This window comes from Clostridium sp. UBA4395, from assembly GCF_002390995.1.
Classification (GTDB): domain Bacteria; phylum Bacillota; class Clostridia; order Clostridiales; family Clostridiaceae; genus Clostridium_J; species Clostridium_J sulfidigenes.
Genome location: NZ_DGRF01000021.1, coordinates 36,930 through 58,687, shown reverse-complemented (window position 1 = coordinate 58,687; position 21,758 = coordinate 36,930). Strand labels below are relative to the sequence as shown.

At 29.7% G+C, this 21,758-nt stretch carries 21 protein-coding genes and 2 other annotated features; of the genes, 13 read left to right on the top strand and 8 right to left on the bottom strand.

The window, feature by feature from the left end:
- Positions 1 to 279 precede the first annotated feature (279 nt).
- From B2694_RS02940 to B2694_RS02905, 8 genes are all read left to right on the top strand, one after another.
- Positions 280 to 690: a hypothetical protein gene (locus tag B2694_RS02940; RefSeq protein ID WP_346848946.1), complete on the top strand. Its 411-nt coding sequence runs from the start codon at positions 280 to 282 to the stop codon at positions 688 to 690.
- Positions 691 to 758: 68 nt separating this feature from the next.
- Positions 759 to 983 (top strand) — a binding site (T-box leader).
- 103 nt (positions 984 to 1,086) lie between these two features.
- Positions 1,087 to 2,316: a tyrosine--tRNA ligase gene (gene tyrS, locus B2694_RS02935; RefSeq protein ID WP_346884503.1), complete on the top strand. Its 1,230-nt coding sequence runs from the start codon at positions 1,087 to 1,089 to the stop codon at positions 2,314 to 2,316.
- A gap of 101 nt (positions 2,317 to 2,417) precedes the next feature.
- On the top strand, positions 2,418 to 4,055 hold the full coding sequence (locus B2694_RS02930) for a hypothetical protein (protein ID WP_346884502.1): 1,638 nt from the start codon (positions 2,418 to 2,420) through the stop codon (positions 4,053 to 4,055).
- A 16-nt stretch (positions 4,056 to 4,071) separates the two neighbouring features.
- Positions 4,072 to 4,338: an EscU/YscU/HrcU family type III secretion system export apparatus switch protein gene (locus B2694_RS02925; protein WP_346884501.1), complete on the top strand. Its 267-nt coding sequence runs from the start codon at positions 4,072 to 4,074 to the stop codon at positions 4,336 to 4,338.
- A 40-nt stretch (positions 4,339 to 4,378) separates the two neighbouring features.
- Complete coding sequence (locus B2694_RS02920) at positions 4,379 to 5,068, top strand: metallophosphoesterase (RefSeq protein WP_346884500.1); 690 nt, start codon at positions 4,379 to 4,381, stop codon at positions 5,066 to 5,068.
- 102 nt (positions 5,069 to 5,170) lie between these two features.
- Positions 5,171 to 5,959 (top strand): GTP pyrophosphokinase, encoded by a 789-nt coding sequence (locus tag B2694_RS02915; RefSeq protein WP_035132458.1) that lies wholly within the window; start codon positions 5,171 to 5,173, stop codon positions 5,957 to 5,959.
- A 65-nt stretch (positions 5,960 to 6,024) separates the two neighbouring features.
- Positions 6,025 to 6,435: a carboxypeptidase-like regulatory domain-containing protein gene (locus tag B2694_RS02910; protein ID WP_346884499.1), complete on the top strand. Its 411-nt coding sequence runs from the start codon at positions 6,025 to 6,027 to the stop codon at positions 6,433 to 6,435.
- 262 nt (positions 6,436 to 6,697) lie between these two features.
- Positions 6,698 to 7,936 (top strand): MFS transporter, encoded by a 1,239-nt coding sequence (locus B2694_RS02905; RefSeq protein WP_346884498.1) that lies wholly within the window; start codon positions 6,698 to 6,700, stop codon positions 7,934 to 7,936.
- 78 nt (positions 7,937 to 8,014) lie between these two features.
- Here B2694_RS02905 and leuS read toward each other — a convergent pair whose 3' ends face one another.
- The 5 genes from leuS to B2694_RS02880 all read right to left on the bottom strand — a co-directional run bounded on the left by leuS (position 8,015) and on the right by B2694_RS02880 (position 13,342).
- On the bottom strand, positions 8,015 to 10,453 hold the full coding sequence (leuS, locus tag B2694_RS02900) for a leucine--tRNA ligase (protein ID WP_346884497.1): 2,439 nt from the start codon (positions 10,451 to 10,453) through the stop codon (positions 8,015 to 8,017).
- 66 nt (positions 10,454 to 10,519) lie between these two features.
- Positions 10,520 to 10,722 (bottom strand) — a binding site (T-box leader).
- Positions 10,723 to 10,789: 67 nt separating this feature from the next.
- Positions 10,790 to 11,296 carry a hypothetical protein gene (locus B2694_RS02895; RefSeq protein WP_346884496.1) on the bottom strand — a complete coding sequence of 169 codons (507 nt, stop codon included), beginning with the start codon at positions 11,294 to 11,296 and terminating at the stop codon, positions 10,790 to 10,792.
- Between the two features lie 12 nt (positions 11,297 to 11,308).
- A complete protein-coding gene (locus tag B2694_RS02890; protein ID WP_346884495.1) occupies positions 11,309 to 11,929 on the bottom strand; it encodes a J domain-containing protein in 621 nt (206 codons plus the stop codon).
- Positions 11,913 to 12,794 carry a DUF5685 family protein gene (locus B2694_RS02885; RefSeq protein ID WP_346884494.1) on the bottom strand — a complete coding sequence of 294 codons (882 nt, stop codon included), beginning with the start codon at positions 12,792 to 12,794 and terminating at the stop codon, positions 11,913 to 11,915. The genes B2694_RS02890 and B2694_RS02885 overlap by 17 nt, the downstream gene beginning before the upstream one ends.
- On the bottom strand, positions 12,794 to 13,342 hold the full coding sequence (locus tag B2694_RS02880; RefSeq protein ID WP_346884493.1) for a class IV adenylate cyclase: 549 nt from the start codon (positions 13,340 to 13,342) through the stop codon (positions 12,794 to 12,796). The genes B2694_RS02885 and B2694_RS02880 overlap by 1 nt, the downstream gene beginning before the upstream one ends.
- Before the next feature lie 183 nt (positions 13,343 to 13,525).
- Here B2694_RS02880 and B2694_RS02875 point away from each other — a divergent pair, with 183 nt between their 5' ends.
- Entirely contained in the window at positions 13,526 to 14,566 is a 1,041-nt protein-coding gene (locus B2694_RS02875) for a nucleoid-associated protein (protein WP_346884492.1), read from the top strand.
- A gap of 44 nt (positions 14,567 to 14,610) precedes the next feature.
- Here the strand turns inward: B2694_RS02875 and fba are convergent, their stop codons facing one another.
- The 3 genes from fba to B2694_RS02860 form a co-directional block, all read right to left on the bottom strand.
- Positions 14,611 to 15,558 (bottom strand): class II fructose-1,6-bisphosphate aldolase, encoded by a 948-nt coding sequence (fba, locus tag B2694_RS02870; protein WP_346884491.1) that lies wholly within the window; start codon positions 15,556 to 15,558, stop codon positions 14,611 to 14,613.
- Positions 15,559 to 15,671: 113 nt separating this feature from the next.
- Positions 15,672 to 16,052, bottom strand: a complete 381-nt coding sequence (locus tag B2694_RS02865) for a DUF4363 family protein (protein WP_150844052.1) — start codon at positions 16,050 to 16,052, stop codon at positions 15,672 to 15,674.
- Between the two features lie 17 nt (positions 16,053 to 16,069).
- Positions 16,070 to 16,780 (bottom strand): DUF421 domain-containing protein, encoded by a 711-nt coding sequence (locus B2694_RS02860; RefSeq protein ID WP_346884490.1) that lies wholly within the window; start codon positions 16,778 to 16,780, stop codon positions 16,070 to 16,072.
- 226 nt (positions 16,781 to 17,006) lie between these two features.
- Between B2694_RS02860 and B2694_RS02855 the strand changes: the two genes are divergently transcribed.
- The 4 genes from B2694_RS02855 to cax all read left to right on the top strand — a co-directional run bounded on the left by B2694_RS02855 (position 17,007) and on the right by cax (position 21,719).
- Positions 17,007 to 18,662 (top strand): nucleoside kinase, encoded by a 1,656-nt coding sequence (locus B2694_RS02855; protein WP_346884489.1) that lies wholly within the window; start codon positions 17,007 to 17,009, stop codon positions 18,660 to 18,662.
- Positions 18,663 to 18,950: 288 nt separating this feature from the next.
- Complete coding sequence (sdaAB, locus tag B2694_RS02850; RefSeq protein ID WP_346848962.1) at positions 18,951 to 19,631, top strand: L-serine ammonia-lyase, iron-sulfur-dependent subunit beta; 681 nt, start codon at positions 18,951 to 18,953, stop codon at positions 19,629 to 19,631.
- Between the two features lie 5 nt (positions 19,632 to 19,636).
- Positions 19,637 to 20,515 carry an L-serine ammonia-lyase, iron-sulfur-dependent, subunit alpha gene (gene sdaAA / locus B2694_RS02845; protein WP_346848963.1) on the top strand — a complete coding sequence of 293 codons (879 nt, stop codon included), beginning with the start codon at positions 19,637 to 19,639 and terminating at the stop codon, positions 20,513 to 20,515.
- Between the two features lie 118 nt (positions 20,516 to 20,633).
- Positions 20,634 to 21,719, top strand: coding sequence for a calcium/proton exchanger (cax, locus tag B2694_RS02840; protein WP_346884488.1), 1,086 nt, complete (start codon positions 20,634 to 20,636; stop codon positions 21,717 to 21,719).
- The last annotated feature ends 39 nt before the right edge of the window (positions 21,720 to 21,758 follow it).

Genomic DNA, 21,758 nt, shown 5'->3' with positions numbered 1-21,758 from the left:
TAAATTATATAATAGAAAAATAATCAAATGTCTTAAAGGTTACTAGATTTTTATGAAAGTAAACTTTAAGGCATTTTTATTACATATGGTTTTAAGAAGGTATATTTAAGAATAATCTATTATGTATATAAAATAATAATAATGTGATAATTATTCACATATAATTAAAATAACAGAAATATATAAGTTAATAGGAACTGTTGATTAAATATTCTGAATACTATATAATATAACTATTAAAGTTAATGTATTTTATTAAAAAGTTTGGGGGCGTTTAAAATGATTCAAGTATTTTGTAAAGAAAAAGGCTCTGGGAAAACAAAAGCATTAATGAATTTAGCTAATTCAAAGGTAAGTAGCTCAAAAGGAAATCTAGTGTATATCGATGATGACACAAGAGGACTCCTACGTATTCATAAGAACATAAGGTTTATATGTTCTAAAGACTTTAATATTCATAATTACAAAGATTTTTACGGTTTTATATGTGGCATAATATCTAAAGACTATGATGTGGAAAGTATATTTATAGACGGTATTTTGAGTGACATATGTAATGATGCGGATGATTTTGGTTCAATACTAAATAAATTAGAATATTTATCAGAAAAATTTAAAGTTGACTTTTATGCCAACGTTAGTTGTGAAGAAAATAATATACCAGATACTATTAAAAAATATGTTGTTTAGAGAAAATTAGTATTTACTCTTGAAAAATGATGATAATAATAGTAATATGTATTTAAAATAGAATATAGTAAGAGACGATGAAGAAAAGAAGTAATTAAATGAATTTTAAAGAGAGCTGATGAGTGGTGTAAATCAGTAAAGGATTTTAGTGAAATACATTTTAGAGTCTTAGGTCGAAGTAGTAGTAGGCTGTTACGGTTTCCTAACGTTATTAAGGAAGAGAATAATTTAAATGTTTTTAAAGATTTTAAATTATAAATTTGGGTGGTACCACGGAAATTTTCGTCCCTAGTATTTTTATACTAGGGACTTTTTTAGTTTCTTAATTATATTTGTTAAAATTGAAATCATAGCCGAAGATTAAAGTAAAAAAACTATAAGATGTTGGAGGAAGTTATGGAAAATTACAATGTATATGACGTTTTAAAGGAACGTGGATTTTTAAAGCAATTAACACATGAAGAAGAAATGAAAGAAATATTTGCAAAGGAAAAGGTAACTTTTTATATAGGATTTGATCCCACAGCAGATAGTCTTCATATAGGACATTTTATTGCTATGATGTTTATGTCTCATATGCAAAAGGCAGGGCATAGACCAATAGCTTTAGTTGGTGGTGGTACTGCAATGATAGGTGATCCATCAGGTAGAACAGATATGAGAAAAATGCTAACTAAAGAGGAAATTGATCACAATATATCTTGTATAAAGGGTCAACTTTCAAGGCTAATAGACTTTAGTGATGATAAAGCAATCCTAGAAAATAATGCAGACTGGCTTTTAGATTTAAATTATGTGGATTTTATAAGAGGTATAGGTTCACACTTCTCAGTTAATAGAATGCTTACTGCTGAATGTTTTAAACAAAGATTAGAAAAAGGATTATCCTTCTTAGAGTTTAACTACATGTTAATGCAAGGATATGATTTCTACGTATTGAATAAAAAATATGATTGCACAATGGAATTAGGTGGAGATGACCAGTGGTCAAATATCTTAGCAGGAATGGAACTTATCAGAAGAAAAGAAGGTAAATCAGCTTATGGTATGACATGTTCACTACTTACCAATAGTGAAGGAAATAAGATGGGTAAAACAGCCAATGGAGCAGTATGGCTTGATCCTAATAAAACATCACCATTTGAATTCTACCAATACTGGAGAAACATTGATGATGCAGATGTAGAGAAGTGTCTATGCCTACTAACATTTGTTCCAATGGATGAAGTAAGAAGACTTTCAGCTTTAGAAGGAGCAGAAATTAACGAAGCTAAAAAGGTTCTTGCTTATGAGGTTACAAAACTTATCCATGGAGAAGAAGAAGCAGAAGGAGCTAAAAAGGCTGCAGAAGCTCTATTTAGTGGTGGAGTAGACATGAGCAATGTACCTACAGTAGAAATTGCTGAAGATATGAAATCTGCTTTAATTCTTGATATAATAGCACAAACAGGTATTGTTCCATCTAAGAAAGAAGGAAGAAGACTTATAGAGCAAGGTGGACTTACTATAAATGATATAAAAATAGAAGATGTTAATGAAACATTTAATGAAAGCTACCTAGAAAAGGATGGATATGCCTTAATAAAAAGAGGAAAGAAGAAATTCTATAAATTAGTGATAGCTTAGTAAAAAAATTTATGAGTATGCCTAATGGTATACTCATTGTTTTTGCAATATACTTCACTAAACTGAAAATGATACGATTAGTTTAATAGGGGGTGAAGTCTATGTCAAATGTATGGAAAATTAATATGGTACAAAACTATACAACCAGAGATGATTTTAATAAGCTCACCTTTAAAAAAGGAGATTCATTTTCTGCTAGAATTTTAAGGTTAGAGGGAAATTCAACTGATGTTATAATAAAGTTACTTGATGGAAGAGTATTTCCGGCAAGGGTAGATGGAGAAATACTTCAAGAAAATTTAGATGATTATATGTTTAAATTTCAACTAGATGGATTTGAAGGAGGAAAATTCCTTCTTAGAATATTAGAATCAAATGTTATAGATAGCCTTGGGAACAATGGTGACTCAGCTATTAAAGATCCATTAATGGAAGAATTACTTAAGAATTTAGATTTTCCAGTAGGCAAAGAGGATGTGCCTATATTAAAATCTATGCTTAAGAACAATATTCCAATTACAGAAGAAAATCTTTTAGAAATTAAGGGACTTAAGGAATTTATAGATCAAAGCAATAATTCTCCTAAGGAGTTAAATAAATTCATTGATAAATTTATAGAAGCTAGAGGATTACAAAATAATAGTTTTGAAGCTAAACAAATAAAAGAAACTTTAGGTAAAGTTTTAAATGAAATTAAAAATTTAAAGATAGATGATGTATTTGTTATGAAAGCTCTAGATATAAAGCTAAATGAACATAATATCAAAGCTTTTTCAAAGGTTATCTCTAATGAATACAGTATTTTACCAGAGATAAAGGAAACTACCAATGTTATTAAAGAGCAGATTATTGGCAATATTAATAAAGGTACACAGGGAGAAGGTATTGTTAATAGGAATTCAACTATTAGTAAAGGCGATAAATTAATCTATTCTAAAAAAGATAGTTCTCAACCTATGGTATCAATAAAGGAAAGCTTAGAAAATAAAGAAGCTATATTATCTTCAGAAAAGATGGTAAACAAAGAAGGAAAGCATTCTAATGATATTATAAATGAAAGAACAATAGGAATAGTCAATGATGAAGATGAGCTACTGGGGAAAATGGCATCTCGCAGCAAGGACGAAGTAGATAGCACTAATAAACTCTTTAAGCAGCTTAAATCAGATATCATGGTAGATAGAAGTATAACTAGCAATATGGTAAAGAATGAATTAAGAGAAAAAATATCCTTTATAAAAAATGATTTAATGGAATTAATTAAGTTATCCCAGAAAGAAACTAGTACTTTTAATAATGTGATTCAAAACTTAGAAACCAAGTTTCAAGAGTTTAAAATGTTTAATACAATAAATAATAATTATTACTTTCTCAATGTTCCACTGGATATGAAAGATAAGGAATATGATTGTAAGCTGATTATTAAGGATGAAAGAAGTAAGGGAAAAAAGTTAGATACTGAAAATATTAAAATAGCGGCTAGTGTAGCCACTGTAAATATGGAGAAGGTAGATGCTTATTTAACCGTTAATAAAAATTCAGCTACTATTGAAATAGAAAGTGAAGCCACATATGTAAAGATATTAGAAAGATTTAAGGGAAAGTTAATTAATGACTTAATAGATAGTAAGTATTTGTTTAATATTTTTATAAAAGAGAAAAAACATGATTTTTCTTTTTCAAATTGCAGAAGTTTCTTTGAAGATGATGATTTTACTACAATTAATACTAGAGTTTAGCTAGGAGTGTGCTTATATGGAAGATAGAAAGAGAAAAAAAGCAGCAGCTTTAAAATATGAATATGGGCAGAATGCTCCAAAGGTTACAGCAGCAGGTATGGGTAATGTAGCTGATAAAATCCTTGAAGAAGCAGAAAAAAGTGATGTACCTATTATATATAATGATGAACTTGCAGATATGCTTACTAAAGTTGATATAGATAGTGAAATTCCTTATGAGCTTTATGATGTAGTGGCAAAGGTTATAGCCTATGTTATGGAGATAGATAATAAGTACAAATAAATTTAAATAAAAGATTATGAAATAGATAGTAGGTGGTTAAGTGGCATTATATGCAATTTCAGATCTTCATCTAGCCTCCACAGGAGAAAAGCCTATGGATATATTTGGGGAAAAATGGAGCAATCATGATGAAAAAATAAAAGAAAATTGGATTAGAATTGTGAAAGATGAAGATACAGTATTAGTAGCAGGGGATATTTCATGGTCTATGAATATGGAAAATGGCAAGGCTGATTTAGAATTTATAAATAATCTTCCGGGGAGAAAAATATTTGTTAGGGGAAACCATGACTATTGGTGGACTGGAATTACTAAGCTTAATTCTATGTTTCAGAGGATGGAGTTTATCCAAAATAATTTTTTCGTATATGAGGATTATGCTATATGTGGAAGTCGTGGATGGATTTTAAAGAATAATCCCAAATTTAATTCTCACGATAAAAAAATCTATGATAGAGAACTTATAAGATTAAGATTTTCCATAGATGCAGCAATAAAAAGTGGTTATAAAAAAATAATATGTATGATCCATTATCCACCTATATTTCCTAATATGCAGGAAAATGAATTTTTAGAAATGTTTAAGGAATATAAAGTGGATAAGGTAATCTATGGACATCTTCATGGTGGAGGACTTTTAAATGTTTTTGAAGGAGAAAAAGATGGGGTTGAGTATATTTTAACATCCTGTGATTATATAGATTTTACTCCTATTAAGATTTTAGATTAATAAAAAATTCAATAAAAGTCATATAAAATACCATAAAAAATACCATTATATGATATAATTAAATACGGATTAATAGAATTGGTTAGTAAAGGAATGACATATATGGCAGTTATTGAGTGGAAGAGTTTTTTAATTCCATACGACCAAGCAGTAGAGGAATTAAAAGTAAAGTTTAGAAGTATAAGAAGAGAATTAAGAAAGAAAAATGAATACTCACCTATTGAATTTGTAACGGGTAGGGTTAAAGAGGTATCCAGTATACTAGAGAAAGCTAATAAATTTGATATACCTTTAGATAGAATCCAGTATGAAATGGAAGATATTGCTGGACTGAGAATCATGTGCCAATTTGTAGATGATATAGATAAAGTAGTAAATATAATACGAGAAAGAAAAGACATGCATATAATTTATGAAAAAGATTATGTTACTAATGTAAAATCTAGTGGTTATAGAAGTTATCATATGATTATAAAGTATCCAGTAAATATGGCATCTGGAATGTGTGAAGTGCTTGCTGAATTTCAAATAAGAACTTTGGCAATGAACTTCTGGGCTACAGTGGAACATTCTTTAAACTATAAATATAAGCATGCTATACCAATAGACATTAAAGGAAAGCTTAAAAGTGCAGCAGATGCAGCCTTTAACTTAGATACAGAAATGTTAGCAATAAAAGATGAAATAAAGGATGCTCAAAAGCTATTTGAGGTAAAATCTTCTTTAGTAAGTAATATAGTGGAAAATATATTAACTATATCATCCCTAGGGAAAACTGGAGAAGCATCAAGGTTTACAGAAGAGCTTAATAAGTTATTAGAAGTAGGAGATGTATTTGAACTTACAAGCCTATTAGAAGAAACTAAAAAGGTTCTTGAAAGGTACAAATAATTCATTGGTACAAAAGTTTTATATTCCTCATATGATGATATAAGCAATATTTCATGAGGTATAAAATGAGTGAACAATTAATTAAATTTCAATCAACTACTTATGGAGATAAGTATGTAGATGCTAAAGTTGAAACTGGTGATGATAACAGAGGTGTTATCTATGGTAGAGTAATTGATAAAAATAATAAACCAATTAGTGATGCAGTAGTAAAGTTAATCATACTTGAAGATCCAAATGACCCATTAAGTATATTACCTATAACCCATACTTTTACAGATGAATATGGTCAATTTTTATTTGGTCCATTACCACCAAATAAGACTTATCTAATAAAAATATGGCATGATGATATTTATGTTAGACCCATTACCATAAAAGATAAAGAAGCAAGACATAGTTGCATAACCATAAGAGAAGGTAAAAATTCTGATAATAGTGAAAGAAAATTACCGATAAATCATAGTGAAAAATAAAACAGAGGAGATTTTCCTCTGTTTTTTAACTTTATGTCCTAACTTATTCACAAAATACTCTTTTTGCTAAAACTTTTTAATGTTCTTTGTAAGAATATTAAAAAACGAAATAGATTTTATAACATAAATGCATAAGTGAGAATTAATGCATTTATGTTATATAATTATATATAAATTAATTACATACATATATATAATATTTTACAATTAGTTTAAATATATGTAAAATATATTGTGAGAGATGAAATAAGGGAGGAAGCATATGAATAGAATATTACGAAACAGAAGTATTATGATTTTATGGATATCAAGAGCTTTATCTAGATTTGGTGATGCTATTGAAAGCTTAGCACTTATGTATTTAGTGTATGAATTAACAGGGTCTGGACTTGCTATGGGAACAGTTATGTTATTTAGTGGAATTCCTAATATAGTTATAGGACCAATTGCAGGAGTAATTGTAGATAGATACAATAAAAAAGCAATAATGTTTATATGTGAATTAGTGAGGGCAGTAGCCTTAATATTGATTCCAGTATTTATGTATTTTAATATAATAAGTTTATGGCATATTTATATTTTAGCAAGTGTAGCATCAATAGCTGAGAGTTTTTATGAGCCATGCTATGGAGTAGCAAGTATTCAAGTAACACCTAAAGAGGATTTACCACTTTTAAATAGTTTAACTACCACTACTAATTCTATAATGAGGTCTATAGGTTATGCAGTAGCAGGGGTTATTATGGTAGCCTTAAATAAAGAAATATTATTTGTTATAGATGCAATAACATTTTTCATATCAGCTATTGCAGCACTAATTATATCCCTACCTAAGGTTGAAAATAAAAATATTACCAATCCAAAGGAAATATTATTTGATTTAAGTGATGCTGGAAAGTATATAGCTTCAAATAAACACATAACTATAATGCTTATAGTTATATTTATAATAAATTGTGGAATAATCCCTTTAACATCATTTTTACCTATTTTTAGTGATGTTCATTTAAGTCTTGGAGAAGCTTGGTCTGGATATTTTATGACAACATTCTCCATTGGAACTGTATTGGGGGCAGTAATGTATCCTATGTTAGTGAAGAAAAATTTAAAATTGAGAAGTGCATACTTATATAGTTTTACTATAATGGGAACTTGGGTATTATTAGTATGTCTATTTAGTAATAGGTATATAGCATTAGCCATGTTTTTATTAGTGGGCATTATTGGTTCTATAATAATGATGTGGGCATCTACAGACATCCAAAAGACTTGTGATGTTAGCTACTATGGTAGGGTAGGAGCCCTTTTATCAACAGTTATATTAGCATCTTCACCTATAATGTCTTCAATTTGTGGATGGACTATAGATTCCATTTCAATAGTAAATGTATTTATAATAACAGGAGTAGTATTCCTTCTTTGTGGTTTAGTAATATACAAACTTTTTTCAAATAGTGATAAGAGTAATAGCTATGAACAAAATATTAATAACGTAGGTTAAGGTTAAAAACTTTATACTTAATTTTATTAAAAATAAGGAATAGATTAGCAGGAAGCAATCTATTCCTTATTTCTGTGATTAATTAGCTACTATATTTACAAGTCTACCTTTAATAACTATAACTTTTCTTACAGTTTTTCCTTCAAGGTTAGATTTTATCGTTTCATCATTTAAAGATGCTTCTTTTATTTCATCCTCAGAAGAAGAAGTTGCAACATTTATTTTTGCTTTAATTTTACCATTAATTTGAATAGCAATTTCTACTTCATCTTTAACTAAAGCAGCTGGATTAAATTCTGGCCATTTTTTATTAAATACTGAGTAGCCCATTCCAAGGTTTTCCCATTGTTCTTCACTGAAGTGAGGAGCAAAAGGAGCTAAAAGCTTGATATAATCAACTAATACTTCTTTTAAGAAATCAGTATTTTTAACAGCTTCATTTAGATACTTATTAAGAGCATTGGTAAACTCCATAAGTCTTGCAATGGCAGTGTTGAATTGAAGTTTTTCAGCATCCTCACTAACACCTCTAATTGCAAAGTGTCTCCAATAGTTAAGCTCTTTTTCAGGTGCTTCTATTACATTTTTAGAAGACTTGTTACAGTTAATTTCTGAAATTGATGTTTCAAGAATTCTTTCTATTCTATCTACAAATCTACCAATAGATTTTAATCCATCATCACTCCAAGCTCCGCCATCGGTGTATCCAAATCCAAACATTAGGTACATTCTAAATACGTCAGAGCCATATTCTTTAATGTAGTCATCAGGAGATATTGTATTACCTTTAGACTTACTCATTTTCTGTCCATCTGGTCCTAGAATTAAGCCTTGGTGAGTTAATGATAGGAATGGTTCATCAAAGTTTAGAAGTCCCATATCTCTAAGAGCCTTAGTGATAAATCTTGCATATAGAAGGTGCATACAAGCATGTTCAGGACCACCTACATATTTATCTACTGGAAGCATCTTATTTATTATTTCACTATCAAATGCTTTTTCACTATTTTTATTATCTGCATATCTCAAATAATAGAAAGATGAACATACAAAGGTATCTAAAGTATCTTCATCACGGTGTGCAGCACCTCCACACTTAGGACAAGTTACATTTATAAAGTCTTCAGATTTTGCAAGAGGAGATTTTCCATCTGGTGCAAATTCTACATTGTATGGAAGTTCTACAGGTAATTGAGCTTCTGGCACTGGAACAGTTCCACACTTATCACAATGAATCATTGGAATTGGAGCACCCCAATATCTCTGTCTAGATACTAGCCAGTCACGTAGTCTGTAGTTAACTTGTTTTTTACCTAGACCTAACTTTTCAAGCTCTGCAACCACTGCATCCTTAGCTTCTTCTCCCTTAAGACCATCAAATTTTCCACTATTTATCATTGGGCCATATTCAGTAAATGGAAGAGCATCTCCACCTTCTATAACTCTCTCTATTGGAAGATTATATTTTTGTGCAAAAGTATAGTCACGGTCATCATGAGCTGGAACTGCCATTACTGCACCTGTACCATAAGTATTAAGTACATAGTCTCCAACCCATATTGGAATCTCACGGCCATTTATAGGATTTATAGCATAGGAACCGGTGAATACTCCTGTTTTTTCTCTAGAGATAGACTGTCTTTCTATATCGCTTTGCTTTGCAGATGTTTCTTTATAAGCTTCAATAGCAGCCTTATTTTCTTCTGTAGTAAGCTTTTCAACTAATTCATTTTCAGGAGCAAGAACAACGTAGCTAACTCCAAATAAAGTATCAACTCTTGTGGTAAATGTGTTGAATTCAATGTTGGAATCCTTAACTTTAAAAGTTACTTCTGAACCAGTTGATCTTCCAATCCAGTGTTTTTGCATAGCTTTAGTTTTTTCTGGCCAATCAAGACCATCAAGTTTTTCTAAAAGTTCATCTGCATAGTCTGTGATTTTAAGGAACCATTGAGTTAAGTTTTTCTTTGTTACTTCACTTTCACATCTTTCACAATGACCTTCTACAACTTGCTCATTTGCAAGTACTGTGTTACAGCTAGGGCACCAGTTTACTGGAGCATTTTTTCTGTAAGCAAGACCTTTTTCATACAATTTTAGGAATAACCATTGGGTCCACTTATAATAATCTGGTCTACAAGTAACAACTTCATTTTCCCAGTTGAACATTGCACCCATTGCTTTAAGTTGTTTTTCCATAGTTTCAATATTTTTATCTGTGGAATCTTTAGGATGTATTCCAGTTTTAATTGCAAAGTTTTCTGCTGGAAGACCAAAAGCATCAAAGCCCATTGGTTGGAATACGTTATATCCTTGCATTCTCTTCATTCTAGCCCACGAATCTACTGGTCCGTAGTTAAACCAGTGTCCTGCATGTAATTGGCTTCCTGAAGGGTATGAGAACATTTCAAGTACGTATAATTTTTTATCCATATTGTTTTCATCGAATTTATATAGGTTTGTTTCTTCCCATTTATCCTGCCATTTTTTATCTGTAGCAGTTCCATATTTAGCCATAGTAATCCTCCTTGTTTGATAAATATCAAATATTATTTTAAATAAAAAAAAGCTTTCATCTCTTATGAAAGAGACGAAAACTATAATTCCGCGGTACCACTCTATTTAGACCATAAAGGTCTCCCTTGATAATATAACGGTTAAATCCGTACTTGCTTTTAACAAGTAAGCTCCCAGGCAAGTTCATATAAGCTTATTACTACATTACACCAAGCTGTAGCTCTCTTCAAATAAGTAATTATATTACTACTCCTTATCACTGCAATAAATAATTAAGTTTTTAAAAATTATACATTAAGAGTGAAGTGAATGTCAAGGGATTTGAATATAATATCCCTAAAACTTGAATTTTTTAGTTCTCACACTATTTATGAATACCGTAAGAACATAGTCAAATATAAAGAAGGCTACATTACCACCTATAAATATAATTATTAAAGGGTATTGCATTTGAATAGTAGCCATAAATAATTGTTTATATAAAAGAAATGCTATAAAGGTTATCACGTTAAAATAAACTAGTTTTAATATGATTTCTATAGGTGTATTTCTTTTTTGTTCTATAAAAAATTTTACTATGCCATAGGGACCAAAGATTAGCACATAAAAAAGACAAAGAGTTTTGTCTGGGATTATGAAATAAGCTAATACGGAGGAGCCTAAATATACTAATAAAGTAGTTTTCATATCAGCAATAAGTATTCCCAGGGGAATAAGTGCTGAAGTTAAGCCTAATAAGAATAAAGTGTTAAAGGTAATAAAATTAGCGGCATACAAGATAATAAGAGTCAAAGCAATAAGCATACCACCCTTTGCTACATTAGAAGCCTTATTTTCTTTCATAGTAACCTCCTTTTAGCAACAACTAATACAATCTCCACCCATACATTCACAACATGTATCTAACATCCAAATATTTAAGCAAGTACTACACATATCATTAGAGCTATTTCTTTGTCCATAATAGTTACTTCTATAGGTATTCTGTGTATGGTTTAATTGATTAAGCATTTGTCTATATTCAAAGTTATTAGGATCCATTCTGCAAGCTGTATTTATTAAATTATTTGCGCTGTCATACCAGCCTTTTCTAAGGTGAACAACCCCCATTAAAAAGTTCCATTCTGCAGTTCTATTAGTTATGGCATTAAGTTTTGCTTCTGCACCACCAATATTTCCTCTATTAATATCCAATCTAACAGATTGAAGATTGGGATCATTATAGCTATTAGAACTTCCACCGTAGTTTGAAGAAGTATTTCCATAGTTAGAGGAGCTATTGTTAAAATTACTTTTTTTGCTTAATGTATCATAAGCTTCGTTTATTTCTCTAAGTTTTTCCTCTGCTAAATCTTTTAGTGGATTATCAACATACTTGTCTGGATGATACTGTTTTACTAGCTCTCTATAGGCTCTTTTGATTTCATCTTGAGAGGCATTTTCTTTAACTCCAAGTACTTCATAAGGATTTTTCATGTTTCTTGTCACTCCTTGATTTTATAGTTTCGATTTTATTCATAAGTCCTAGTTGTAATATATTAAATAGTAATTCTTTATTTTTATTTATCGGAAGTTTATCTAAAGCTTCAGAAGTAGAATTTGCACTCATTATTAAGTTAAATGCTATTCTATTGCCCTCTTTAATAATTAAGTCTTCATAGGATAGGTTTTCAATATTGAAGGCTTTGTTAATGGCGTTAAATTTATGTTTTTCCATATCTTCCTTTAAGTCATCAAAGGCATCTATTATATAAATCCATCTCCCTAGATTATAACCTAAATTATATAGTTCATCATAAAAGTTCTCATCTTTATAATAGTAAGACACTATAAAAGCTGTTAAAGATGCAAAAGGGTCGCTGAGTTCATCAATAGATATGATTTCTTCGGACTTCTCAAGGAAGCTTAACTTCTTTATATTTTCTTCTATATTAACTAAAATTGGAGATAAGTCCTCTTTAGATTTATTTATGAATTTTTTTATGTACATAGAAATAAATTTTTTGTTTAGAGAATTATCATCATTATAATCATCTAATAATTTGTAGTATACTAGGGACACGTTACAAAAGGCAGCATAATCTAAAGCTCTATTATCTATAACTTTAGGCCTTTTTTTTATAGGATGAGCTATACATTTAGTAACTACATACTTATGTTTACTGTATTCTAAACTATCCAAAAGTATACCTAAAAAAGTCATATCATAATTTAAAGTCATTCTGCATAAATTAGAAAAATTATTTTTTATAGATATACATAACCCACAATAGTAAGCTTTGAACATTTCATAGTCTTTAATTTTTAATTCCATTTTATAGGGTGTTACATAACCAAACATTATACTCCTTTTACTGATCCTTCTCCATTTAATATTTCAAAGATTGTTTTAGAGGTGGTATCCTCCATAGTATATCCAAGTAAAGCTACAATTTCTTTTATTTCTTCCTCATCTGTTGATTCTATTTCTAAATAAGGAAAGGGACAAAAGCTCTTATCATTTATATCAATTTCAATAAGAGAATTCTTATATTTATAACTTTCTCTATGTTTTTTTATTGATGCTACTAGCTCAAGACCAAGGGAGGTGAAGATTTGACTTCCAATGGTGCTATTGTCTATAACAATTTCATTTTCTTCCATAACCTTATACTTTTCTTGGCTTAGAAGTTTTTTTGTAGTCATATAATTTATTATTACATTATTTAAATTATCTTCCACTATTCTAATTCTAGCATAACCTTTTTTACTTAGCAGTCTTCTATCTGAAAAATCATAGAGGTTATTAGCTTGATTTTCATCCTTAACTTTTTCACAGCCTAGACTGTTAAGTTTAGATTTTATTTCATCTACATCTATCTTTAAGATTCTTGTTTCCATTTCTTCCAAGGATAGCACCCCTTTTTCTTTAATGATGACATTATACCTTATGTTTAAGATTATAACAAATTTTATTGATATTGTTAAAAAAAAATATATAATTATTCTTATACTGTTAAAAATCTATAGTAAATATACTAGAATAGTAAATATACATAAAGATATGTATACTAAAATTTATGGAGGTAAGATATGGAGTATATAAATGAAATTAATATAAATGAAGCTATTATTCATATTTTAGATAACAATTCCGATGAGCCAGTTTTAAATGAGTATCCCTTAGAATTAACAGAAGAGGTGTATACTTTTATTTTTAAACACATTCAAAGATGTTTAAAGGATGAGGAACTTAAATATGCTATTTTTAATAAGGAGAGAAATATTGTAAAGGAAGTATGTCAAGAATATTTGAATGGAGAAAATAATCTAACAAATGTATCTAAGGAGTTAGCTAGTCAGATGTTTATCTTGATGAGATCAAAGGGGAGCATACCTTCCTGTGATTTGCTTACTGTATCCTTTACTACAGAGTATGGAGCATTTATAGGTATATTTAAGATGGATTATATTAAAAATTATATGCACAATGTAGAGTTTGTAGATGGAAAGATTGGAATAGATATAATACCTCAATTTACAGGACTGCCTTCAAGTAGTTCAAGGATACAAAAGTGTGCATTTATTAAGGTTATGGCTAGTGATAATCCTTATGATTTATTAGTAATTGATAAGCAAAGTAAAAGCAATAAAGAAAATAAAGAATATGGAGCTAATTATTTTATAGATAATTATTTAGGCTGTACTATAGTAGAAAATGAAAGAGATAAGACAAAGCAGTTTTTGAAAGTAGCAGAAAAATGGACTCAAAATGCCCTTAGTGAAAATGCAGAAGGACAAGAAATAGTACGTAGAGAAGTTAAGAAGAGGCTCAGAGAAGAAGATTCTATAGACTTGAATAATTTTGCAGAAGAAGTTTTTAAAGAAAATCAGTCTCTAAAAGAAAACTTTAGAACCTTTGCAATTGAAAGTGGAGTAAGTGAAACTGTAGATTTAGATAAGCAGTGGGTAGAAAAGAAATTGAAGAGAGTTAGGCTAAAAATAGATAAAGATATAGATTTATATATATCAGAAGAAGCGTATAATGATATTAATAGATTCGAAATTGAAAGAGTCGGGGATGGTAGTATTAATATGAAAATAAAACATATTATCAATTATACTGAAAAGTAGATAAAATAAAAAAACATGGAATAAAAGTTCCATGTTTTTTTAGCTTATTTCATTGAGTCTATTGAACCTAAAACCGTTGTAATTTTATCTTCTACTAATTGCTCCAGATTAGTTCTTGCTACTCCAAGATATTTTCTTGGGTCAAACTCACTTGGTTTATCTGCAAATACCTTTCTACAAGAACCTGTAACACAAAGTCTTAGGTCTGTATCCATGTTAATTTTGCAAACAGCCATAGATGAAGCTTTTCTTAGCATTTCTACAGGTACTCCCTTAGCACCTTTTATGTCTCCACCATTTTCATTACACATTTCAACATATTTTGGATCTACAGCAGAAGCACCGTGAAGAACTATTGGATATTTTTCAAAACCAACTTCTTCTAATTTTCTTGTTATTGTTTCAAGTCTTTCAAAGTCAAGTTTAGCTTCGCCTTTAAATTTGTATGCACCGTGGCTTGTTCCAATAGCTATTGCTAATGAATCAACACCAGTTCTCTTAACAAAGTCAACTGCTTGGTCTGGATCAGTGTAAGTAGCATCTTTAGCAGATACATTTACATCATCTTCAACTCCAGCAAGTTTACCTAGTTCAGCTTCTACCACAACTCCATGAGCATGAGCATATTCTACAACTTCTTTTGTAAGTCTTACGTTTTCTTCATAATCATAGTGAGAACCATCAAACATAACAGAGGTAAATCCATTGTCTATACAATCTTTACAAAGTTCAAAAGAATCGCCGTGGTCTAGGTGAAGAGCTACATCAACTCCACTTTCTTCAACAGCAGCAAGTACCATATGTCTTAAATAAGCTGGTCTCATATATTTTATAGCTCCACTAGAGCATTGAAGTATTACAGCAGAGTTTTGAGCTTTAGCTCCATCTACAATTCCCTGAATTATCTCCATATTGTTAATATTAAAAGCTCCTATAGCATATTTGCCTTCAAAAGCCTTTTTAAACATTTCTTTAGTAGTTACTAATGCCATAACATTATTCCACCCTTCTATTTATAAGATTAAGTCTATAATTTTATTATAGTTCAATCTTTAGTTAAATGCTATATAGAAAACCACATTTTGAAATCGTAACCAAAAACTTATCAAAAAATGTTTCCTATTGATATAGATTCTAATTCTTTTACTTGGTTAATTAAAGTTTTTACCACGTGAATAGATGAAAGAGCTTCATCTTTATTTTTGCATTTAGAATATTGACTAAGCTTTATAACTTCACTATAAATGTTATCAAAGTCTGTATGATTTAAAAATAAAGTTAAGTTTGCCACGTGTCCTTCATAGATGTTTAACAATTCAAAAGACAACATATAGCTTTCATCCCAATTATCATTTACTATGTTTTCTTCTATTTCTGATGAAACATCTAAAAGCTTATCACAAGTTAATACTATATATTTGCTGGCAAAAAAAAGAATGAATATCATTAGAAAGAAGATGATGCATGTTGCTATCATGTTTTTCATTGTATAAGAACTCCTCCTTAACTCTCTTTTTCATTAGCACTAGCATTAGTAGTTTGATTTTTAAGTTGAAAGTAGAACTTTTGGTTATTTGAATAAACTATTGCAATGAGTACATCTTTATAGCTTTTAATATTATTTTTAGCTAGTTTTTCTTCTAACCAATAATTATCTTTTTTAATAGACTTAAGATTGGACTTGTTTATAACACCATCTAATATTACGGGAATGGGAAGAGGCTCATCTTCTATTTTTATATTAAAATCTTCCCTTGTGGGTGGTTCATAGTCTTTGTAAGGAACAATAGATAGAGAACCATCAGTTTCTAAAATTGCATAATGTATTTCTTGTAAATTAAAATAACCATTTTGTCTGAGCTCACCTAAAAGGTCATCAAGATTATATCTAACTTGCTTTAATTCCTTCACATTTACTAGTCCGTCTTTTATAAGTATACTAGGTTGACCGTTTAGAATAGAGCGAATGTGTTCACTTTTAAGTTCTAAAAAGGAAGTCATTACTTGAAGAAAAACTAAAGTAGTTATAGGAACTATAGCATATATTAGCGGAATTCGGTTATCACCCATAGGGAGAGTTGCAAGTTCAGAAATCATTAGTGCAACTACAAAATCTACAGGTTCTAACTGTCCAAGCTGTCTTTTACCCATAACTCGCATAATGAAAATTAAATAAACATATAGTATAACTGTTCTAATTATAAGTATAAACATAAATATCACCTATATTTCTAATATAATGCTAAATATAGTATGCACAGAATATAATAAATTATTTGTGGTTTGTTGGTTTCATATTTACAATTATGTAATATAATAAGTAATACAAATATATAATATAATTTAAGTTTAAATTTTATTAGGATTATGATTTTATTAGTTAATTAAGGGATTAGGAAATAATATATGATAACTAAATAATTATAATAGAGGTGAGGGTATGGATAAAATTAAGATAAGAATAGAAGAAAGAATCATAGAAGTTCATAGAGGAATAACATGTTATAATTTGATAAAAAGATATGGCCATGACAATAAAGCACCTATAGTTTTGGTTAAAGTGAACGGTAAACTTAGGGAGTTATCAACTGTTCTTGAGAAGGATTGTGATATAGAGTTTGTTGATATTACAGATAAACAAGGAATGCTGTGCTATATAAGAAGTTTACAATTTGTTTTAATAAAAGCTACCAAAGATTTATTTCCAGATAGTAAAATAACCATAGAACATTCTTTAAGTAAAGGATTATTTGGTGAAATATATAAAGACATACATCTAAGCATAGATGATGTATATGCCATAAAAAAGAGAATGCTTGAGATAGTAGATGCTAATATGGAAATTGAAAAGAAAAATTATAGCAAGGAAGATGCTATAGATTTATTTAGAGAAGCTGGCATGAATGATAAGGTTAGTGTTTTTAAAAATGTAAATGAGAGCAGTATAATAATTTATAAGTTGGGTGAAGAAATTGGTTATTTTTATGGACCAATGATACCTAATACAGATATACTAAAATGTTTTGATTTAATTTACTATGATCCAGGGTTTATTCTAAGATTTCCAACTCAAGAAGAGCCAACCCAAATTCCACGATTTGAAAAACATAAGAAGTTAGCAAAGATATTCTATGAAGCTGAGAAATGGGGAGATATACTAAATATAGCCCATGTAGGTGCTTTAAATGATGAGATAGAACATGGTGATATTGTGACTTTAGTACGAGTTGCAGAAGCTTTGCACGAAAAGAAAATAGCTAATATTGCTGATAAAATAAAGAAAAATCGTGATATAAAGTTAATATTAATAGCTGGACCATCATCTTCAGGAAAAACCACATTTTGTAAGAGGTTGGGAATTCAAATGAGAGTTAATGGATTAATTCCAGTACCAATATCACTAGATGACTATTTTATAGATAGAGAGCTTACTCCAAAGGATGAATTTGGAGAATATGATTTTGAAAGTATAACTGCATTGGATTTAGAGTTATTTAATGAACAACTAAAAATCCTTTTAAATGGAGAAGAAGTTGAGCTTCCAACCTTTAATTTTATAACAGGTAAAAGAGAGTGGTTAGGAAACAAAGTGAAGCTTCCAGATAGGGGAGTAATAGTAATTGAGGGAATACATGGCTTAAATGAAGTCCTAACAGCTTCAATTCCTCATAATCATAAATTTAAAGTATATATTAGTCCATTAACTCAAATAAATATGGATGCTCACAATAGAATAGCAACAACGGATGTAAGGATGATTAGAAGAATAGTTAGAGATTATTTGTCAAGAGGATATGATGTAGAATATACACTGAAAATGTGGTCTTCTATAAGACGAGGAGAAGATAAGAATATATTTCCGTATCAAGAAGATGCAGATGTAATGTTTAATTCAGCACTTATATATGAGTTAGCAGTTTTAAAGAAATATGCATTAGAAGAGCTATATAAAGTGAAACCAGAAAGTTCAGTCTACAATGAAGCAAGAAGACTTATAGAATTTTTACATTTTTTTAAAGAAGTAGATAAGGATGTTGTTCCAACAAATTCTTTAATTACAGAATTTATAGGGGGAAGTTGTTTTTATCAATATTAAATTTAAAATGAATATTAATTAAATAGAGCTAGGTAATAATGGTATACAAAAAAACACTATTACCGAGCTCTATTTATATCGAAAAAATATATATATTGTCAATAAGTTTTATGGTATAAATATTATAGATATATTTTTACATAATTCTTATTTAAAAGTTACATATTTTTAATCTTTAACTAATGGTATTATATAAAATGGATATACTAAGTAATAACTATTAATTCAGGAGTCAATGAAATAATAAATTTTAGTATATTCTATAGTGGTATTTTATAGGAGGAAATTATGAAAAGTTATAGCGTGTTTGACATTCTTGGTCCTATAATGATTGGACCTTCAAGCTCACATACAGCAGGAGCTGCAAGACTTGCAAAATTAGCTGCAAAGATTGCAGAAGATGATGTTAGGGAAGTTAAATTTTTACTTCATGGCTCCTTTGGAAAAACTTATAAAGGACATGGTACAGATAGGGCACTAGTAGCTGGAATTTTAGGAATGGATCCCTGGGATTATAGATTAAAAGAGTCTTTTACTATAGCAGAAGAAAGAGGAGTAAAATTTACCTTTGAAGAAACGGATCTAGGTGATGTACATCCTAATACAGTTAAATTTGTAATGAAGGATTCCAAAGGAATAGAAACCACTGTTACAGGTTCATCCATAGGCGGAGGAAATATTGTTATATTCGAATTAGATGGACAAAGCATCCATTTTACAGGAGAATATCCAACTATTATAATTACTCATCTCGATGTGCCAGGAATGATATATAATGTTAGCAATCTTTTATTTAATGAAAATATAAATATAGCTTCAATGAATGTATATAGAAAAGCTAAGGGATTAGAAGCTTCAACGGTGGTTGAAACTGATGGGATAGTGAATCATCAAGTGGTAGATAAAATAAGAAAGATAGAAAATGTGAAAAATGTAGAGGAAATATTACCACCAATGAAAGGAGAGTAGCTTTAATGTTTTTATCAAAGGCAACAGAAATAATTGAATTATGTAATAAAGAGAACATAACCATTGCAGAATATACTATAAGAGAGGAACTGGAATCTTCAGAAACTTCTAGGGAAAAATTAATTGAAATGATGAGAGAAAATCTAAAAGTTATGAAGTCTGCAACTCAAGAAGCTATGGATAAAGAGATTATATCTATAAGCGGTCTTATAGGTGGTGATGCAACTAAGATTAGAAAGTACTTCCAAGAAAAAGAAACCTTATGTGGTGATTTTATAGTTAAAGCTATGGCAAGAGCATTATCTTGTTCTGAGGTTAATGCAGCCATGGGAAGAATAGTAGCAGCACCTACTGCAGGGAGCTGTGGTATTATACCTGCAGCTATTATTACAGCAGGGGAGAAATTAAATAAAACTGATGATGAAATGATAACTGCTTTATTTACAGCTTCGGGGGTTGGGATTTTAATTGCTAAAAATGCAACTCTAGCAGGTGCTGAAGGTGGATGTCAAGCAGAATGTGGTAGTGCAGCTGCTATGGCTGCAGCTGCCATTGTAGAAATGATGGGAGGAACTCCTAAAATGGCCTTTGATGCAGGGGCTATGGTAATAAAAAATGTGGAAGGCTTAGTTTGTGATCCAATAGCGGGATTAGTTGAGATACCATGCGCTAAAAGAAATGTAGCAGGAGCGGTAAGTGCCCTTACCATGGCAGATGTGGCAATGGCAGGTGTTGAGAGTAAGATTCCTTTTGATGATACAGTCATATCTATGTACAAAATAGGAAGAGCCTTGCCTAGTGAATTAAGAGAAACTGCCTTAGGTGGTCTTGCAGTAACTCCATGTGGTCAAAAGTTAAAAGAAAAAGTATTTTCTAATAAATAAAAAACTAAAATAAAGTATTTCATTACAGTTACACCTTTAGCAAAAAATATAGGTGTAACTGTTTCTTTATGAAATGAATAGAGTAAATATATATCTATGTTATATTGTGGAGGAAAATATGAAAGGCTTTAAGAAAAAAGATTTTATTGGAAAAGAAGAAGTAGTAACATTAACCATAGTATTAATCTCTATTGTACTGCTTTTTATAAATATAGATTCTAACATAATTAATGTTATAATGTATTCATTAGTAATGATCCCTTTAGCCATTTTATTAGGAAGAGGAACTGCAAAAATATCAGATTATATAGGTGAAAAAAGAGGCGGCTTGATTTCAGCTACAGCAGGTAATGTGCCAGAACTTATGATGGGACTTTGGTCTATAAAGTATGGTATGATTTCCATGGCAAAGGCAGGGCTATTAGGGGCTGTTATTACAAATATGCTACTTGGCTTAGGAATTGCAGTGTTTTGTGGTGGTATAAAATATAGGGAACAAAAATTTAATAAAATAATTGCACGTACAAATTTAAATATGTTATTTTTAGTTATGTTTACTATAATAATTGTATCCGCTTTAAATAGATACTCTATTGTTGATAATGGTAGTTTTCAAAAAATAAGTTTAATCATAGGTGTTGTATTGATATGCGTATATATATTAGGGCTAATATTTTCCTTATATACCCATAGTAATTTATTTATATTAGATGAAAAAAAAATGTTACCTAAGAATGGTGATAAGAATGACACTAGAAAAGTATTTGGGTTAATTATTATTGTAACTATACTTTTATATTTTATAAGTGAAAGATTAGTTGGTGGTGTAAATGCCATTGTTGAAGAATATAAAATTTCACAAGAATTTTTAGGAATAATATTGATTCCACTTTTAGGCTCCTTTGGTGAAAATGCATCAAGCATAGTATGTGCTTTAGAAAATAAAATAGATGCTAGTCTAGAAACTGCCATAGGTTCTAGTATACAAATTACTATGTTTGTGATTCCTATATTAGTTATTTGCTCTTCCTTTATGGGGTTCCAAGTAAACCTATTGTTTTCAACTTTTCAAATAGTAACCATGTCTATAGCTATGGGAATGTCTTATTTTGTGTTTCAAGATGGTAAGACTTATTGGTTTGAAGGGGCGTTACTTATAGCAGTATATTTAGTGGTTACTCTTTCATACTATTATGTGGTTTAGAATATATTCATGAGTAATATTAAAAGCGACTATTAAAAA

What these genes read in the sequence shown, in the direction of transcription:
- B2694_RS02940 (WP_346848946.1), top strand. Translation starts at nt 280, where the DNA reads ATGATTCAAGTATTTTGTAAAGAAAAAGGCTCTGGGAAAACAAAAGCA.
- tyrS (WP_346884503.1), top strand. Translation starts at nt 1,087, where the DNA reads ATGGAAAATTACAATGTATATGACGTTTTAAAGGAACGTGGATTTTTA.
- B2694_RS02930 (WP_346884502.1), top strand. Translation starts at nt 2,418, where the DNA reads ATGTCAAATGTATGGAAAATTAATATGGTACAAAACTATACAACCAGA.
- B2694_RS02925 (WP_346884501.1), top strand. Translation starts at nt 4,072, where the DNA reads ATGGAAGATAGAAAGAGAAAAAAAGCAGCAGCTTTAAAATATGAATAT.
- B2694_RS02915 (WP_035132458.1), top strand. Translation starts at nt 5,171, where the DNA reads ATGGCAGTTATTGAGTGGAAGAGTTTTTTAATTCCATACGACCAAGCA.
- B2694_RS02910 (WP_346884499.1), top strand. Translation starts at nt 6,025, where the DNA reads ATGAGTGAACAATTAATTAAATTTCAATCAACTACTTATGGAGATAAG.
- B2694_RS02905 (WP_346884498.1), top strand. Translation starts at nt 6,698, where the DNA reads ATGAATAGAATATTACGAAACAGAAGTATTATGATTTTATGGATATCA.
- leuS (WP_346884497.1), bottom strand. Translation starts at nt 10,453, where the DNA reads ATGGCTAAATATGGAACTGCTACAGATAAAAAATGGCAGGATAAATGG.
- B2694_RS02895 (WP_346884496.1), bottom strand. Translation starts at nt 11,296, where the DNA reads ATGAAAGAAAATAAGGCTTCTAATGTAGCAAAGGGTGGTATGCTTATT.
- B2694_RS02890 (WP_346884495.1), bottom strand. Translation starts at nt 11,929, where the DNA reads ATGAAAAATCCTTATGAAGTACTTGGAGTTAAAGAAAATGCCTCTCAA.
- B2694_RS02885 (WP_346884494.1), bottom strand. Translation starts at nt 12,794, where the DNA reads ATGTTTGGTTATGTAACACCCTATAAAATGGAATTAAAAATTAAAGAC.
- B2694_RS02875 (WP_346884492.1), top strand. Translation starts at nt 13,526, where the DNA reads ATGGAGTATATAAATGAAATTAATATAAATGAAGCTATTATTCATATT.
- fba (WP_346884491.1), bottom strand. Translation starts at nt 15,558, where the DNA reads ATGGCATTAGTAACTACTAAAGAAATGTTTAAAAAGGCTTTTGAAGGC.
- B2694_RS02865 (WP_150844052.1), bottom strand. Translation starts at nt 16,052, where the DNA reads ATGAAAAACATGATAGCAACATGCATCATCTTCTTTCTAATGATATTC.
- B2694_RS02860 (WP_346884490.1), bottom strand. Translation starts at nt 16,780, where the DNA reads ATGTTTATACTTATAATTAGAACAGTTATACTATATGTTTATTTAATT.
- B2694_RS02855 (WP_346884489.1), top strand. Translation starts at nt 17,007, where the DNA reads ATGGATAAAATTAAGATAAGAATAGAAGAAAGAATCATAGAAGTTCAT.
- sdaAB (WP_346848962.1), top strand. Translation starts at nt 18,951, where the DNA reads ATGAAAAGTTATAGCGTGTTTGACATTCTTGGTCCTATAATGATTGGA.
- sdaAA (WP_346848963.1), top strand. Translation starts at nt 19,637, where the DNA reads ATGTTTTTATCAAAGGCAACAGAAATAATTGAATTATGTAATAAAGAG.
- cax (WP_346884488.1), top strand. Translation starts at nt 20,634, where the DNA reads ATGAAAGGCTTTAAGAAAAAAGATTTTATTGGAAAAGAAGAAGTAGTA.